The organism is Nonomuraea sp. NPDC049152 (assembly GCF_040648355.1).
Classification (GTDB): domain Bacteria; phylum Actinomycetota; class Actinomycetes; order Streptosporangiales; family Streptosporangiaceae; genus Nonomuraea.
This window is the reverse complement of sequence record NZ_JBEZDO010000026.1, coordinates 62,248-78,134: the sequence shown is the minus strand read 5'-3', so window position 1 is coordinate 78,134 and position 15,887 is coordinate 62,248. Positions and strand designations below refer to the sequence as shown.

The window sequence follows — 15,887 nt, the reverse complement described above, 5'->3', positions numbered from 1 at the left end:
GACCACCTCCCTGTGGCTGTTGACGACCTCGGCAAGCTCGGTCATGGAGTCGTCCCCTTCTCGTTTCGGTTCCTCAGCCGGTCCCGCCTCACGGCGAGGCGGCGGGCCGCCCTGTCCAGGCCGGGGCTGCCGCCCCCGCCGTCGAGGTGGGCGGCGAGCGTGCTGATCGTGGGGTGGCGGAACAGCTCCACGATCGGGATGTCGCGGCCGGTCGCCGCCTTCAGCCGCGCCTGCACGGCGGCGATGGCGAGCGAGTGGCCGCCGATCTCGAAGAAGTTGTCGTCGGGCCCGAGCCGCGGCACCCCCAGGACGGCGTGCCACACCTGGGCGACCACCTTCTGGGTGGGCCCGTCCAGGTGGCCGTCGCCCTTGGCCGTCTCGGCGGCCCGTGCGGGCGGGCGGCGCAGCGCCGCCCTGTCGACCTTGCCGTTGGGCGTCAGCGGCAGCGCGGGCAGCAGCACCACCTCGCCTGGCACCGCGTGCTCGGGCAGGACGCGACGGAGCTGCTCCAGCACCCGGTGAGCGGCCAGTCCGGGCCGGGCGGGCACCACGTAGCCGGTCAGCGTCCCGCTCTCGGCCACGGCAGCGGCGGCCCGCACGTCCTGGCAGGCGGCAAGCGCGGACTCCACCTCGCCGAGCTCGACCCGGAAGCCGCGGACCTTCACCTGGTCGTCGGCGCGGCCGGCCGGGCTCACGGTGCCGTCAGGGTTGAGCCTGCCGAGGTCGCCGGTGCGGAACCGGTCGCCGTCGAAACGCTCCTTCGTCAGCGCCTGGTCGAGGTAGCCGGTGGAGAGGTGGCGGCTGCGGACGACCACCTCGCCCAGCTCGCCCACGGCGGCCCTGCGGCCATCAGCGGTGAGGACGAGGATCTCGCTGCCCTCGACCGGCCTGCCGATGGGCACCGGCTCGGCCGTGGGCTCTCCCAGCTCGTACCAGGCGTGGGCCTGCGGCGTCTCGGTCGTGCCGTAGAAGGCGACCAGCCTGGCGTTGGGCACGAGCCGCCTGAGCCTGGCGGCTTCGGCCCAGGTGAAGCGGTCGCCGCCCACGCCGACCAGCCTGGCGGCGGGCAGCGTCGCGCCGGTGCCCGCGAGCATCGCGGCGAGCTGCGGGGTCAGGTGCAGGACGGTGATCGCGTGCTCGCCCAGCCAGGCAGCCAGCCGTACCGGGTCGCGCAGCAGGTCCTGCTCGGGGACCAACAACCGCGCGCCCGCTCGTACCGGGACGAACATGTCTCGCAGCGCGGGATCGTGCGCGAGCCCGGACAGCAGCGCGAACCGGTCCTCCGGCGTTATCCCGAAGTTCCTGACATACCAGTCGGCGAAGTGGGCCAGCGGGCGGTCCGTGGTGACGACCGGCTTGGCGTCGCCGGTGGTGCCGGACGTCAGCGACAGGTAGCCGCGCTCGGGGTGGATCGAGGCGTCCTCCTCGTCGGTGAGGACGATCTCGGGCAGCCCCTCCAACCCCGGCGCGCACCTGATCACGGCCCGCGCTCCCGCCGCCTGCCTCTCCTGTACGGCAGGCGGATGGGCGGAGTCGACGACCAGCCACCGCGCCCCCGACGCGAGCACGCCGAGCAGCAGCCCCGGCAGCTCGGGCACCCTGGACGCCAGGACGGCGACCGTCTCGCCCGGTCGAACCCCCGCCCGCCGGATCGCCGCCACGGTCCTGCGCCGCAGGCTCCCGTAGGCGTCGTCGTCGAGCAGCCCCGGCCCGTCCCACCCGGGCAGCTCGCTCTCGGGGGCCTCCGGCGCGCGACGTCCGGTCAGCAGCTCGCCGAGCAGGTCCACATAGCCCGTGAGCAGCGCGTCCATGCGCTCGGCGGCGTAGAGGTCCGGGTTGTAGACGAGCTCGAGCGCGTAGCCGTCGGCGCGTTCGCTCACGTACATGGTCAGGTCGAACAGCGCGCCCGGCAGCCCAGGCCGCAGCGGCTCGCTCGCGCAGCCCGGCAGGTCCAGCCGTGCCTCGGCGAAGTTGTACATGTTGAACAGCACCTGCGTGACCGGGTTGCGGCCCAGGTCGCGCGGCAGCCGCAGCAACTCCAGCAGCGGCGTCAGCGGCACGTCCCTGTGCTTGATGGCCGCGTTGAGCTCCGTCGCGCAGGCCGTCACCTGCTCGTCGAACCCGTCCCTCGGCCGCAGCCGCAGCGGGAGGATCTGCACGCACATGCCCACCAGCCGGTCGAAGGCCACGTGCGGCCGGTCCGCGTACGCCGCGCCGACCACCAGGTCCTCGCGCCCCGACAGGCGGGCCAGCTGCTGCCCGAAGGCGGCCAGCAGCACCGAGTAGGGCGTCGCGCCCAGCCTGGCCGCCAGCGCGCCGACCTGGCCCGCCGTCGCCGCGTCCAGCTCGGCGCGGCAGGCGGCTCCCCTGAACGTCTGCTCAGGCGGCCTGCCGTGGTCCCTGGGCAGGTCGAGCACCAGCGGGGCGTCCTTCAGATGGTCGCGCCACCAGGTGAGGGCGGTGGCGTCGCTCTGCTCGCGCAGCCAGCGCACGTAGTCGGCGAAGCCGTGCTCCGGATCGCCGAGGGCCTGACCGCGGTAGGCGGCGGCCAGGTCGCGGTAGAGGACGTCCTGCGACCAGCCGTCGAAGACCAGGTGGTGGACTGTCAGGCAGAGCACGTGGTCGTCGGGCGCCAGCCGGATCAGCCTCGCCCTGAGGAGCGGTCCCGTGGCCAGGTCGAACCTCGCTCGCGCCTCGGCCTCCATGAGCTCCGCGAGCCCCGCCGTGCCGGAGAGCTCGTCGATCGGCAGCGGGACCTCGTACGGCGGCGCCACCGACACCTCGGGCACCCCGTCACGCGCGCCCACCCGCCAGCGCAGCACCTCGTGCGCCGTCACGACCGCCGTCAGCGCGCTCCTCAGCGCCGCCGGGTCCAACGGGCCCCGGACGCGCTCGGCCATCGCGATGTTGTGCGCCGCCGAGCCCGGCACGAGCTGCTCCACGAACCACATCCGGCGCTGGGCCGGCGACAGGGCCGCGGGACTGCCGGTCGGCGGGGCGTCACCGGTGTCGTGCGGGGCCCGCCCGACCAGGTCGCTCAGCTCGCCGAAGGTGCGCGCCGCGTAGACGTCCTCGACCGAGACGTTCCGGCCGAGCTCCGCACGGACCGCGGCGACCAGACGCATCGCCCGCAGCGAGTGGCCGCCGTGCTCGAAGAAGTCGTCCTCGTCGCCGGGCGCCGGCGCGTCGAGCACACGGGCCCAGATCCCGGCCAGCCCGTCGGCGTCACCCGGCCCCTCGACCCGGGCCGCCTCCTTTGCCTGGGCCGTCGCCTTGAGCGCGGCCAGGTCCACCTTGCCCGAGGCGTTCAGCGGCAGCATGGCCAGCCGTACCAGCCTGCTGGGCAGCATGTACGGCGGCAGCCGCACCGACAGGTCCTCGCGCAGGGCCGCCAGGTCGGGCGCGTCCTCCGGCGTCACGTAGGCCACCAGCTCGCCCGCGAAGTCCACCACCGCCTGCAGCACGCCCGGATGGGCGCGCAGCGCCGACTCCACCTCGCCGATCTCCACCCGCTGCCCCTGAACCTTCACCTGCCGGTCCAGGCGGCCCATGAACGAGATGCGGCCGTCGTCCTCCCACGCCACGTGATCGCCGGTCCGGTACAGCCGCGCGCCGGGCTCCGCCGAGAACGGGTCGGGCACGAACCGCTCGGCCGTCAGCCCAGGCCGGCCCAGGTAGCCGCGGCTGACCTGAGGCCCGCCGATGAACAGCTCACCCGGCACCCCCGGCGGGCACTCGTTCAGCTCCTCGTCCAGGATGTGCGCCCGGCAGCCGCGCAGCGGCCTTCCGATCGGCAGCGGACGCTCCCACACCCCGTCGAACGCGCCGCCGACCACGCACACCGTCGACTCGGTCGGGCCGTACCAGTTGTGGAAGCGCGCGTGCGCCGACCACCGCGCCACCTGCTCGGGCCCTGGCGGCTCGCCCGCCGTCACGAGATCCCGCAGGTACGGCAGCCGCGTGGGATCCACGAGCGGCAGCAGCGCCGGCGGGATGAATCCCCACGTGACCTCGTGCTCTTCGAGGAACCGCTGCAGCCTGGCCGGGTCCACCCGGTCCTCGTCCGGCACCAGCTGCACGCATCCGCCCGCGGTGAGCGGTGCGAGCATGTCCATCACCGAGACGTCGAACCCGAGGGCGGAGAAGGCGATCGACCGGCAGGATCCGTCCAGGCCGAAGTGCGCGACGGTCGCGGTGGCGAAGGCGACGGCGCTGCGGTGGCTGACGACCACGCCCTTGGGCCGCCCGGTTGAGCCGGAGGTGTAGAGAACGTACGCGGCGTTCCCCGCCACAGCCGCGCTCTCCTGGCGCTCCACCCCGGCGCTGTCGGCTTCGGTGTTCTCGGCTCCGATCAGAGTGCGGTCGCAGCCGTCGAGCACTTCCTTGCCGGCTCCGTCCACGACGACCACCGCGATCCCGGCGTCGTCGAGCACCTCTTCCAGCCGCCTGCGCGGATGCCCGGGATCCAGCGGCACGTACGCGCCCCCGGCCAGCATCACGCCGAGCACCGCCACCGGCATCAGCGGCGTGCGCCGCGCGCACAGGCCCACCCTTGTCTCCGGCCCGACGCCGAGCCCTGCCAGCCGTGCCGCCAGGTCTCCCGCGCGGGCGACCAGCTCGGCGTAGGTCAGCGTGGCGCCCCACTGCCGGATCGCCGGAGCGTCGGGTGTCCGCGCCGCCTGCGCCAGGATCAGGTCGCAGAGCAACCCGTCAGGGGGCGTGTGCGCGGGCCCGTCCGTCCAGCTCGTGCCGAGCGAGGTCAGCGTCATCCTGCGGCCTCCACGCGATGCGGTTCCGTCTGGCTCTGCCGTACCGTCTCGAAACGCAGGCGGAAGCGGGAGGAACGCACGGCGACCGCGCCGATCGCCCGCCCCAGCGGCAGGTGCGTCACCCGCCACTCCGCCAGCCTCGCCACCTGGGGCGCCGCGTCGGGGACCCACGTCGCCCCCGGCTGCTGCCCCGCGAACCCGAACAGCGCGGGATCGACCCGCAGCCCGTCCCCGCTCGCCTTGAGCACCGCTTCCTTGGCCGTCCACGTGCGCAGCGCGCTGTGCAGCCGCAACTCCTCGGGCAGCGCCGCGAACTCGGCCGCCTCTCGCTCGTCGAGCGCGCCTTCGCAGAACGCCTGCTCGTCGGCGAGCGGCCGGAACCGCTCCACGTCCGCTCCCACCTCGCGGCCCCAGGCGAGCGCCACCAGCACCAGTCCGCCCGACTGGCTCATGCTGAAGGTCAGGTCCGTCCCGGTGTACGGCTTGCCGCCCGGCTTGGTGCGTAACTCCTCGACACCGGTCTCGACGCCGTAGCTCCGCAGCAGCCGCCTGAGCACCACCGAGCGGCCCACGTACCAGTCCTTGTGCTCCTGGCGCCGGAACCGGGCGGCCCGCCCCGCCTCCTTGGGGGACAGCTCGCCGACCGCCCCGCACACCTCAGGCAACCGCGCGAGGTCGGCCAGCCAGACGTGCACCTCGTCCTCGCCGGGCTGCTCGGGGGAGCCCGTGCCGTGGAAGTCCTCGGCGATCGCTCGTGCCACCTGCTCGCCGTGCGTGTTGAGGAAGAGGTGGCCCGCGTCGAGCGTGTGCAGGCGGAACCAGGACGAGGTGTGGCGGGCCCAGCCGAGCATCGACGGATCGACCACCTCACGGTCGTGCGCGCCGGCGAAGGCGACGACCGGGTAGCCCAGAGGCTCCTGCCGTGCGTAGCGGTAGCCGCGCAGCCACGCCATGTCGGTGCGGAGAGCGGGCACGAGCAGCGCCTTGACCTCGGGCTGCGACCGCAGCGCCTCCGGCGTGCCCAGCCGGTGGATCACCTCGTCGACGAGCTCCTCGTCGTCCAGGCTCGTCCAGCGGGCCAGGGTCTCCTGACGCTCGGGCGGGTGTGCGGCGCCGACGTACATGCGCAGGGGCGGGTGCACGCCCAGCCGCCGCAGCTCGCGCGCCACCTCGAAGGCGAGCCGCGCGCCCATGCTGTGCCCATAGATCGCGTACGGCCGCCCGGCCTGCGACCCCTGGGCCCTGACCTGCGACACCTCCGGCGCCCTGACCTGCGACACCTCCGACGTCGGGACCTCCGGGCTCACGACCTCCGGCGCCGGGACCTCCGCGCTCAGGACCTCCGGCGTCGCGGCCTGCGGGCTGGCGGCTTGTGGGCTCGGGGTGTTCGGGGTCGCGGTTTGAGGGCTCGCCGCTATGAGGGCCGGGGCTTCCTCGGCAGGGGCGGTGAGGTGGGCGGCGATGGCGCGGGCGATGGATTCCGGGGCGAGCGCCCCGGGCCTCGCGATCCGGCCGTCGCGGCCGGGAAGCATCACCACCCGCACGTCGAAGGCGCCCTCGAAGGCCTGCCGCCACGCCCAGAAGGCGGAGACGTCGCCGCCCGCGTAGGGGAGGCAGAACAGCAGGGGAGCGCCAGGCAGGTGCCGCGTCAGCGAGGCGAACGGTGGATCCAGTAACGCGTCATCCTGTCGCATTGCTACGCGAAGTCACCCCCCAGATGGATCCGTCAGCCCGTGCGAGATCGTCGCTCGAACAGCGGAGTACGGGATCGCTCGTGCAGGGTTTCGTCCTGCCGAGGACCGGTCAGCGCCAAAGCCACGCCCTTCCTATTATTTCGTCCGAAACCCAGTCAAGGGGCGAAATTTCCAGCAATGTCGAAATAGTGATTTCGGGCATTGTTACGAATCAGGCAGCGCATTGTTTCGAAATGAAAAAGCTCAAGGTGGTGGGGTTTCGGTTGGGGCGAGTGTCAACCGCTGAGGCGCCGCACCTCCTGGCGCGATGCCGTTTCGAGCACCCACGGTCACGGTGGGCCACCGAGAGGAAGTGACCGAAACTGGCATTCCGGTCCCCTCCTTCAGCAAGAGGGATGCCCGAATCGACGTTTGCTGTCGAGTTTTGGTCAATAAATTGGTCAAATCGGGCAAACGTGCTGGCAGTGGCGTTACCCATGCGTTTACTGGGAGAAATGGCGCGTTCCAGTCCGGTGAAGTCATCCGCCGTGTCCACGATCCCGCCTGTCGCCGCGGCGTCTCCGAGATGTCATGGGCGGTTGTCGCAGGTGGCCTGACGGCACGCTCGCCCACCTGGTTGTCTACTTCTGTCAGAGGCTTCGGCGTGCCGGAGGGCGCGCGGCGGCCGGCACTTCTGCCAACAGGAGAGGCGATGGCCCTGGAACAGCATCCCGGCACGTGGACGTACGACCCCGAGGCCGAGGCGGCGTACATCTACCTGCGCGGGCCCATCGCGCCCGGCGGTGTGGCGGAGACGGTCGCGGTGGACCACGCGATGGTGAACCTGGATCTGGACGAGAGCGGACGAGTGATCGGCATCGAGATCATCGCCGCGTGGCCCGGTGAACGGCGCCCCGCATGAGATCAAGGCTCCCCGGCCGTCGTGCGGCCGGTGCCAGGCTGATCAGCCGACGGTGGGAAGCACCTCGGCCGCGATCCGCCGGAGCCGGCTCGCGAGGTCCTCGGGTGGGAACAGCGGTGAAGGCGGACGCCCGCGCGGGGATGGACGCCGGCGAGGTGCGGCGGGCTGGACGGGTCGCCGCGAGCTGACCAGCCGTCATGAGGTCCTCGATCGTGCGTCGACGGCAGCGCCGGGGGTGCGGCAGGCATCCCCGAACAGGTAAGGCGAACCCTCGTGACCTTTCTGGCCCTGATTTACGTGACTATGGTGATCTAGTTCTGTTGCAGGGCGAAAGGCGAACAATGACGACGGGCGGGTCCGAGGAGTCTCTGGGCAGCCGGTACGTGCTCCTGGAGGAGATCGGCGCCGGCGGGATGGGGACCGTCTGGCGGGCGCGCAGCCGGGACGCCGGAGAGATCGTGGCGGTCAAGCTGCTGCGCGACAGCCTCGCCGGTGACCAGGAGTTGGTCCTGCGCTTCGTCCAGGAGCGCAACGTGATGCGGGCGCTGCGCCACCCCAACATCGTCACGGTGCGCGATTTCGTCATCGAGGGGGAGCGGCTCGCCCTCGTGATGGACCTCGTCGAGGGCGGGGATCTCCGTGTCCTGCTCCAGCGGCAAGGCACGTTGCCCCAGGCCGAGGCGGCACAGCTGATGGCGCAGGTCGCCGACGCGCTGGCGGCCGCGCACGCCCTGGACATCGTGCACCGCGACATCAAGCCGGGCAACGTCCTGATCGACGGCGCCACCGGGCAGGTGCGGCTGACGGACTTCGGCGTGGCCCGCATCGTCCACGGCCCCGGAATCACCCAGACCACCTCGATCATCGGCACGCCCACGTACCTGTCGCCCGAGGTGGCCGACGGCAGCGCTCCCACGCCGGCGGTGGACGTGTACGCCCTCGGCCTGATCCTCTACGAGCTGCTCGCCGGCCGCCCGCCGTTCGTCGGCGAGCATCCCATGGCCCTGCTCAGGCAGCATGCGACCGCGATGCCTCGGCGGCTGCCCGGGATGTCGGACGCGATGTGGGCGGTGATCTCGGCGTGCGTCGCGAAGAACCCGGCGGATCGTCCCCGTGCGGCGGAGGTGGCGGTGGCGCTGCGCGCGGCGGCGCCCTCGCTGGAGGGGCTGCCCGCCCTTCCCCGTGTCGCCAGGGGAGACGCTCCGTCGGTCACCTCCGAACCCGTCCCCTCGTCGGGTCTCCCGCAGGGGTCCGCCCCTGCCGGTCCCGGGTCGCGGGAGACAGGCGTGGGTCTCCGCGCGGGGACGGCGGGCGTCGACGGGACCGTGGCCTCGACCCGTCGCACGTCGTCCAGGCGGCGGGTGACGGTCATCGCGGCCGCCACCGTGGCCCTGGTGCTCAGCGGGGTGGCGGTCGTGTTCGTGGCGCCGTGGCGGGCCCGGGACGCCGAGGCCGTCGCGAAACAGGCGGACGCCGACTCCTCCAAGGTCGTCGTGGTGACCTCCGGCGACGCCGTCCCGCCCGTCCATGTCGTCGATCCGACCAAGGACAAGGCGAAGAACAAGGAGAAAGAAGAGCCGAAGCCGCCGCCGAAGGAGGAGCAGAAGCAGGAGCAGGAGGAGCCACCGCGCACCCTCCCCGAAAAGGAGACCGTCTCCCAGCCGCCGACGACCGCACCCAAGCCGCAGGACGTCAAGACGCCGAAACCCCGGGAATCGACGCTCGTGATGGGCGAGGGCGAGGACGGCCCGTCCGCGCCCCCGAGCCGACACACGACGCCCGACTACATGTGCCGTGACTGGATCTCCGCCGGGCCCGGCACGGGCGTGGAGATGTCGCCGTGCATAGCTGTGGCGGGCGGCAAGATCTACCTCAAGGGGCGGATCAGAGGGTCCTCGGCCCCGTCGGACATCCTCATCGAGGTGTACAACACCGACGCGGAGGTCCCCGTCTCCCAGCGCTTCTTCTGCTCGGGGGTCTCCCCTTCCGGCGGCAACGGCTTTTTGAAGTGCGGCCCGTACACCGCCACGGTCGCGCCCACCGGGGACAAACTCGACGTCCGGCAGCGGTGGAGGAGAGCGGGCTCGGGGGACTACAGCGGCGGCAGGGAGAGTCCCTGGATCAGGTGGTAGCGGGTCGGAATCACACCCTTTCCATGATCACTAGTGGGATCTCGCGATCGGCCTTGGTCTGGTAGCTGTCATAGAGGGGGAAGATCGAGGTCATCGCCGTCCACAGCGCGGGCTTCTCCTCCGCCGTGGCGGTGCGCGCCCTCGCGGCGAACCTGTCCGCCTTCACCTGCAGCGTCACGTCAGGTTCCGCCATCACGTTGAGGTACCAGGCGGGGTGCGCGGCCGAACCTCCGTTGGAGGCGACCAGCAGGTAGCGGTCGGCGTCCTGGCCGTAGATCAGCGCGGTCCTCCGCAGCTTGCCCGACTTCCTGCCGCGCGTGGTGAGCAGGAGGGTGGGCCAGCCCTGGTACATGTGGCCCTTCTCGCCGTTGGTCTCCAGGTAGGTGCGGATGTGGTCGGCGACCCAGCCGGTCGTGCTGTCAAAGATCTCTTCGTCCATAGGGATCAGCTTCGGACCTCAAGAGGGGTTCAAGTCAAGCCCGATACGGTGTCTTCATGGTGGATTGGGTACGGCTTGAGCTGGACGTGGACCAATTCGACGACGCGGCTTTCGAGCCGTATCTCGAACGGGCGCAGGAGTCGGGCATCACCTTCACGACGTTGGCCGAGCTGGGCGACACGGCCGAGCACCGGCGCGCGCTCTACGACCTCAACAGGACGTGCTCGGCCGACATCCCCGAGCGCGGCGAGTTCTACACCTACGACGAGTACGTCGCCCAGCGCATCGAGGTGCCGTCGTTCGAGACGGCAGGGGTCGTGCTCGCGCTGCACGGCGGGCGGTGGGTCGGGATGTCGGGCACGTCGCTGCACCCCGACAAGGGACACGCGTTCAGCGAGATGACCGGCGTGCTCGCGCCGTACAGGGGGCAGGGGTTGTCGCTGGCGTTGAAGCTGCTGGCGATCCGCTTCGTCCGCTCGTCCGGGTACCGGCGGCCGGCGACCTTCCACCACCCGCGCAACGCGTCCGCGATCGCGATGAACCGGCGGCTCGGCTTCGTCGACCGGCTCGGCCGATGAAGCTTTTGGAGATCGCGGCAGCGCTCCTGCCGGGAACGTCCATGGACACCGCCAGGCTCGCGAGCGGGCAGTTCCACGACGTCGTCCTGATCCCCGGTGTCGCGGTCGTGCGGATCGCGCGGCACGAGACCGCCGCCGCCGAGCTGTCCAGGCGGACCGAGCTGCTGTCCCGCCTGGCGGCGACGGACCTCCCGTTCCGCGTTCCCGAGCCGCTCGGCCCTGTCGCGACGGTCGGCGACCGTGTGGCCGTGGCGCTGAGCTGGGTCGACGGGGCCGCGCATCCCAAGGGCAGCGGGGATCCGGTACGGCTGCGCGCCCTCCTGGACGCTCTCGCGGCCGTCGACCTGGCAGACGTCAAGGACGTGCTGGACGAACCGCACGCCTACGCGGGGCGGGACCGCTGGGAGGAGCTCCTCGTCGAGGAGGTCCTGCCGAGGCTGCCGAGCCACGTGCGTGCCGAGGCGCGGCGCAGGGTGGCGGCGGCCGCGGAGCTGGAGCCGGTCCCCGCGGGTCTCGTCCACGGCGACCTGGCGGGGGACAACGTCCACTGGAGTCCCGACGGCGTCGTGGTCGGGGTCCTCGACTGGGATCTCGCGCAGCCCTTCGACCCCGCGGTGGACGCCGCCTGCCTCGCCTGGCACGGGTGGGACGCGGTCCGATCGGCCGTGGACGCCGAGACCTACCGGCGGGCGCGCGTGTGGGCGGCCACGTTCGCCGTCGAGATGATCGGCGCCGCGCTTCTGAACGGCGAACCGGTCGACCGCTACATCGAGAAGACGACGAGGGTGCTGGAAACCGCTGTTTGAGACCCTCCTCGGCGAGACGCGAGAGGAACCGCGGAAAGTCCGACCGACCGCCTAAGTGAAACAATGGAAGGGCAGGTCAACGCGGCACAGGAGGGTCGGTTGCGCGAGATCGGGATGACCGTGGCCGCCGATGACGGGTTGGTCATCGCAGGCACCCTGGCCCTGCCCGAGGGGGAGGGGCCGTACCCCGCCATGGTGCTCAGCTGGCCCATCCAGCTGGACAGGGAGGCCAACAGGGGCGGCGCGCGGCTCAACCTCGGCAGGCCGACGGCCGAGGCGCTCGCCGCGAAGGGGGTGGCGTCCTACCGGTTCGACCCGCGCGGCGTCGGCGAGACGCCGGGCGCCGCGCGGACGACGCCGCTGGCCCGGTATCGCCAGGACGCCGCCGCGGTCCTGCGGGCGGTGGCGGCCAGGCCTGACGTGAGCACCGTGGGCGCGATCGGCTACAGCGAGGGCGCGGAGCAGGCCGCGTGGCTCGCCGCGCACGCGGGCGCCGCGTCGGCCGTTCTCCTCGGATGCGCCGCCCAGACGGGCGAGGAGGTCTACCTGTGGGGCGCGGCGCGCTGGGGAAAGGACGATCTCCCCTCGCCCGTCAGGATGGCGCTGCGGCTGCTCGGCCGTACGCCGCAGGAGCAGGTGCGGCGGATGTTCGCCAAGCTCAAGGCGGCCAAGGGCGACACCGCGCGGATCTACGGCTTCCCCGTGTCGCGCGCGTTCCGCGAGTGGCTCACCTATGACCCGAAGCGGGACTTCGAGGCGATCCGGGTGCCGGTGCTGGCGATCACGGGGGAGAAGGACCTGAACGTGGATCTGGACGACCTCGACGTGATCGACGACCTCGTCCACGGCCCGGTGGAGACGCGCCGCTTCCCCGACCTCACCCACCTCCTGCGCTGCGACCCCGGCCCCGCTTCGCGCCGAACCTATCGCGAGCAGTACGCCCGCCCGGTGGATCCCGGACTGCTGGAGGAGGTGGCGACCTTCGTCAGCTCCGCAGGTCGCGCAGGAGGCCCAGGAGACGCCAGTCCGTGTTCATGATCGCCCCGATCCCACTGGGCGAGATCCTGACGCGCTGAGCGGCGGCATCGGGCGCTTCGCCGGATGCCGCCGCCGTACCGCGGTCAGGTGGTGGACAGGGCCACGGTCGGGGAGAGGCGGGCCGCGCGCATGGCTGGGTAGAGGCCCGCGATGGTGCCGATGACGAGCGTGGCCGCGACCGCGCCGCCGATCGCCCAGGGGGGCACGACAGGGGGCCAGTCGCGCGACATCGCGTACCCGATGGTGGCGAGCGCGCCGAGGACCGCGCCCGCCACCCCGCCGAGCGCCGACAGCAGCAGCGACTCCGACAGGAACTGGATGCGGACCTGCCCCCGAGTCGCGCCCAGCGAGCGCCGCAGACCGATCTCCCTGCGGCGTTCGAGCACGGAGATGACCATCGTGTTCGCCACGCCGACACCGCCGACCAGCAGCGCGACCGCGCCGAGGCCGAGCAGCAGGTTGGTGAAGGCGCCCGCGGCCGCGGCCTTGGCGGCCAGGGCGTCGGAGGGGCGGCTGACGTCGACCTCGTTGGGGTGCTCCGGATTGACCGTGCGCGGCAGCACGTCTCGTACCGCCTCGACGGCCTCTTCGGCCGACCGCTCGTAGAGCGTCGTGGGGTGCCCGTCGAAGCCGAGCAGTTCCTCGGCGACGGGGAAGCCGACGAGCGCCGAGCGTTCGATCTCGGGGGCCAGCGGCGTCGGGTTGAGGATCCCGATCACCGTGAACCACCGCCCGCCCATCCACACCCGCACGCCGGTGCGAGTGATGCCCAGCCGTTCGGCGGCCTTGGCGCCGAGGACGACGGCGGGCTGGCGGGAGGTGGCGTCGTTCAGCCAGATCCCCTTGGCCACGCCGCCCTCCAGCGTGGTCAGCAGTGACGTGGTGGCCGCCTGCACGCTGATGCCGCTGGTCACGGCCTCGTCGATATGGGAGGTCCGCCGCACGGTCGCGGGCGCGGTACCCGTGGCCGAGGCAGAGGAGACGGGTCCGATGCGCGCGACCATGTCGACCGCCTCGACGGGCAGCTTGGCTGGCTCGCCGAAGACGGTGTTGCCCGCCGAGACGGTCAGCATGTTGGTGCCCAGCTTGTCGAGCTGGCGCAGCAGCTGCTCCCGCGACGACGACGAGATGCCGATCACCGCGATCATCGTGGCGATCCCGATGGCGATCCCGAGCGCCGACAGGATCACTCGGGTCGGGCGGGCGCGCAGCCCCGACGCCCCGACCCTGAAGACGTCGGGGAGGCTCAGCCTGGCCGGTTTCATGCCAGCACCAGCCCGTCCCTGACCCGCACCTGCCGGGGACACCATTCGGCGATCTCGTTGTCGTGGGTGATGATCGCGATGGTCGTCCCCGCCTCGCTGAGCTCTTTGATGATCTTCAGCACCTCGGCTCCCGCGGCCGAGTCGAGGTTGCCCGTCGGCTCGTCGGCGAGCAGCAGCGGAGGGTCGCCGACGACGGCCCTGGCCACCGCGACGCGCTGCTGCTCGCCGCCCGACATCTGGTTCGGCTTGTGGTCGAGCCGGTGGCCGAGACCCACGCGATCGAGCGCCGCGGCGGCCCGCTCGCGGCGGACCCGCAGCGGGGTGCCGCTGTAGAGGAGGCCGTCGGCCACGTTGTCCAGCGCGCTCACCCCTGGAGAGAGGTGGAACTGCTGGAAGACGAAGCCCAGGTGGCGGGCGCGCAGCGCGGACAGCTGGCGGTCGTTAAGGTCGAGGACCGAGTGGCCCGCGATCCGTACCGTCCCCGAGGTCGGCCGGTCGAGAGTGCCGATGATCTGCAGCATCGTGGACTTGCCGGAACCCGAAGGGCCGATGATCGCCAGCAGCTCCCCCGAGGAGACCGTCAGATCCACCCCGCGCAGCGCGTGGACGTGCCCGTTGTAGGTCTTGGTGACTCCGCGCAGCTCGATGATGCTCATTCCGCGGGCACCCCGACCTTCATGCCCTCGGCCAGCCCCTCACCGGTGACCTCGACCATGCCGCTGCCGAACGCCCCGACCTTGACCGGCAGCAGCCTGGTGCGCGTGCCCTCGACGACCTCGACGCCGAACCCGCCCTCACGCAGCGCGAGCAGCGCCTCCACCGGTACGGCGAGCACGTCCTCGCGCCGCTCGCTGACCAGCTCGACCTCGACGGGCGCCTGGTCCAGCTTGGTGCGGGGACTCTTGTTCAGCGTGATGTCGACGTCGACGGTCGTGCTGTCCTGGGCGGTCTTGGCCACCGTGCCGACCGAGGTGATCTTCCCGGCCATCTTCTCGCCACCCGGCAGCTCGACGGTGACCTTGGCCCCCTTCTTGGCCAGCGTCTGGTCGTCGGTGTCGAGGTCCACGTGCACGACCCTGTCCAGCCCGCTGACCGTGAGCACCTGCTGCCCAGGAGCGGTTCTGGCACCGACCTCGCCCCTGGCGTCGGTCACCCTGACCGCCGACGGCAGGAAGACGACCTGCGCCGCGTCCACCCGTCCCGTCTCGGGCAGACCCCTGTCCTCCTGCCACTCGACGACGGCCTCGTAGGTGGCGTAGGTGAACTCGTCGTCCACCGTGAAGCCGTCGTAGCCGAGGGCGGCCAGATTGCGTTCGAGCTGCTCGACGTCGGGCCCGTCCTCGACGCCCAGCTGCAGGGTCCGGTAGAGGGGGAGCTTGCCGTACATCAGGACCGTGGGGTCGCGGTCGGTCCTGAACAGGGGGCGGCCCCGCCTGATGACGGAGCCCTCGGCCGCGACCCAGGTCAGGGTGCCCGCCGCGCCCGCGGCCACCTGGCGCTCGCCCGAGTAGGTGAGGGCGCCGTTGACGGTCTTGGTGTCGACCAGGTCCTGTTTGGTGATCGCCGCCGTGGCGGGCGCCGCCGCGGCGGCCGGTGCCGCCGCCCCGCTGCCGCCATCGGCCAGTACGGCGACCGCCGCACCCGCGACGGCGACCGCGAGGACGCAGGCGCCGGCGAGAGCGACCTTCTTCACGACCCGCCGCCCTTCATCATGCCGGGGGCGAACTCTTTGCAGGCTTCCTGGGCGGCCTTCATCGCCTGCTCGCCGCCCTCGTTCCCCAGCATCTTGATCATGCCGTCGGCGCCGGGGTCCTCCATCTTGACGCCGTGCTCGCGCATGCACTGCGCGAACTTCAGCAGCTGGTCGCGTTGCGCGGGGTCCATGGCCTTGCGCTCGCCCGCCGCCGCGTCGAGGTACTGCTTGCACGCCTTCATCGCGGACTCGGTCTTGGCCTGCTCGCCCTTCTTCCCCTGGATGCGGATGCCTCCGCTGCCGTCGGGGTCGGGCATGTCGACGCCGTTCTCGCGCATGCACTGCGCGAACTTCAGCTGTGCCTCGTCGCGGTCCATGGTGGCCGAGGCGCTCGGCTTGGCGGAGGCGGAGGCGCCGCCGTCGCCCGCGCCGGCCACCTGCGCGGTGGTGGAGGGAGCGGATCCGCACGCGGCGGCCAGGAACAGTGGCAGCGCGGCCACGAGTAGTCGTGTTCTCATGCCGCTCACTTCACCCAACAGGGCGCTAAAGCCGGATAAGCGGCTTACTCACGG

The 15,887-nt window shown here is 72.0% G+C and carries 12 protein-coding genes; 5 read left to right on the top strand and 7 right to left on the bottom strand.

Annotated features, from left to right (window positions below; translation table 11 throughout):
* Nucleotides 1-41: 41 nt before the first annotated feature.
* Nucleotides 42-4,769, bottom strand: a complete 4,728-nt coding sequence (locus tag AB0B45_RS36785; RefSeq protein ID WP_358140405.1) for an amino acid adenylation domain-containing protein — start codon at nucleotides 4,767-4,769, stop codon at nucleotides 42-44.
* Nucleotides 4,766-6,463, bottom strand: a complete 1,698-nt coding sequence (locus AB0B45_RS36780; RefSeq protein WP_358140402.1) for a thioesterase domain-containing protein — start codon at nucleotides 6,461-6,463, stop codon at nucleotides 4,766-4,768. Before AB0B45_RS36780 ends, AB0B45_RS36785 begins: the two co-directional genes overlap by 4 nt.
* Nucleotides 6,464-7,154: 691 nt before the next feature.
* Here AB0B45_RS36780 and AB0B45_RS36775 point away from each other — a divergent pair.
* Together AB0B45_RS36775 and AB0B45_RS36770 are read left to right on the top strand one after the other, a co-directional pair.
* On the top strand, nucleotides 7,155-7,364 hold the full coding sequence (locus AB0B45_RS36775) for a DUF2283 domain-containing protein (protein WP_358140400.1): 210 nt from the start codon (nucleotides 7,155-7,157) through the stop codon (nucleotides 7,362-7,364).
* A gap of 341 nt (nucleotides 7,365-7,705) precedes the next feature.
* Nucleotides 7,706-9,496 (top strand): serine/threonine-protein kinase, encoded by a 1,791-nt coding sequence (locus AB0B45_RS36770; RefSeq protein WP_358140397.1) that lies wholly within the window; start codon nucleotides 7,706-7,708, stop codon nucleotides 9,494-9,496.
* 10 nt (nucleotides 9,497-9,506) lie between these two features.
* On the opposite strand, the gene AB0B45_RS36765 is transcribed toward AB0B45_RS36770, so the two are convergent.
* The gene (locus AB0B45_RS36765) at nucleotides 9,507-9,935 is read right to left on the bottom strand and encodes a nitroreductase family deazaflavin-dependent oxidoreductase (protein WP_358140394.1); all 429 of its coding nucleotides are present in this window, start codon (nucleotides 9,933-9,935) and stop codon (nucleotides 9,507-9,509) included.
* A 56-nt stretch (nucleotides 9,936-9,991) separates the two neighbouring features.
* On the opposite strand from AB0B45_RS36765, the gene AB0B45_RS36760 reads away from it, so the two are divergent.
* From AB0B45_RS36760 to AB0B45_RS36750, 3 genes are all read left to right on the top strand, one after another.
* Nucleotides 9,992-10,513, top strand: a complete 522-nt coding sequence (locus AB0B45_RS36760; RefSeq protein WP_358140391.1) for a GNAT family N-acetyltransferase — start codon at nucleotides 9,992-9,994, stop codon at nucleotides 10,511-10,513.
* The gene (locus AB0B45_RS36755) at nucleotides 10,510-11,319 is read left to right on the top strand and encodes an aminoglycoside phosphotransferase family protein (RefSeq protein ID WP_358140388.1); all 810 of its coding nucleotides are present in this window, start codon (nucleotides 10,510-10,512) and stop codon (nucleotides 11,317-11,319) included. The genes AB0B45_RS36760 and AB0B45_RS36755 overlap by 4 nt, the downstream gene beginning before the upstream one ends.
* 63 nt (nucleotides 11,320-11,382) lie before the next feature.
* The gene (locus AB0B45_RS36750; protein ID WP_358140385.1) at nucleotides 11,383-12,357 is read left to right on the top strand and encodes an alpha/beta fold hydrolase; all 975 of its coding nucleotides are present in this window, start codon (nucleotides 11,383-11,385) and stop codon (nucleotides 12,355-12,357) included.
* Between the two features lie 83 nt (nucleotides 12,358-12,440).
* Here AB0B45_RS36750 and AB0B45_RS36745 read toward each other — a convergent pair whose 3' ends face one another.
* The 4 genes from AB0B45_RS36745 to AB0B45_RS36730 are packed head-to-tail and all read right to left on the bottom strand — an operon-like array spanning nucleotide 12,441 to nucleotide 15,833.
* On the bottom strand, nucleotides 12,441-13,622 hold the full coding sequence (locus AB0B45_RS36745) for an ABC transporter permease (RefSeq protein ID WP_358140382.1): 1,182 nt from the start codon (nucleotides 13,620-13,622) through the stop codon (nucleotides 12,441-12,443).
* The gene (locus AB0B45_RS36740; protein WP_358140380.1) at nucleotides 13,619-14,278 is read right to left on the bottom strand and encodes an ABC transporter ATP-binding protein; all 660 of its coding nucleotides are present in this window, start codon (nucleotides 14,276-14,278) and stop codon (nucleotides 13,619-13,621) included. The genes AB0B45_RS36745 and AB0B45_RS36740 overlap by 4 nt, the downstream gene beginning before the upstream one ends.
* Nucleotides 14,275-15,315, bottom strand: coding sequence for a peptidoglycan-binding protein (locus tag AB0B45_RS36735; RefSeq protein ID WP_358140378.1), 1,041 nt, complete (start codon nucleotides 15,313-15,315; stop codon nucleotides 14,275-14,277). The genes AB0B45_RS36740 and AB0B45_RS36735 overlap by 4 nt, the downstream gene beginning before the upstream one ends.
* The gene (locus AB0B45_RS36730) at nucleotides 15,312-15,833 is read right to left on the bottom strand and encodes a hypothetical protein (protein ID WP_358140376.1); all 522 of its coding nucleotides are present in this window, start codon (nucleotides 15,831-15,833) and stop codon (nucleotides 15,312-15,314) included. Before AB0B45_RS36730 ends, AB0B45_RS36735 begins: the two co-directional genes overlap by 4 nt.
* Nucleotides 15,834-15,887: the final 54 nt, after the last annotated feature.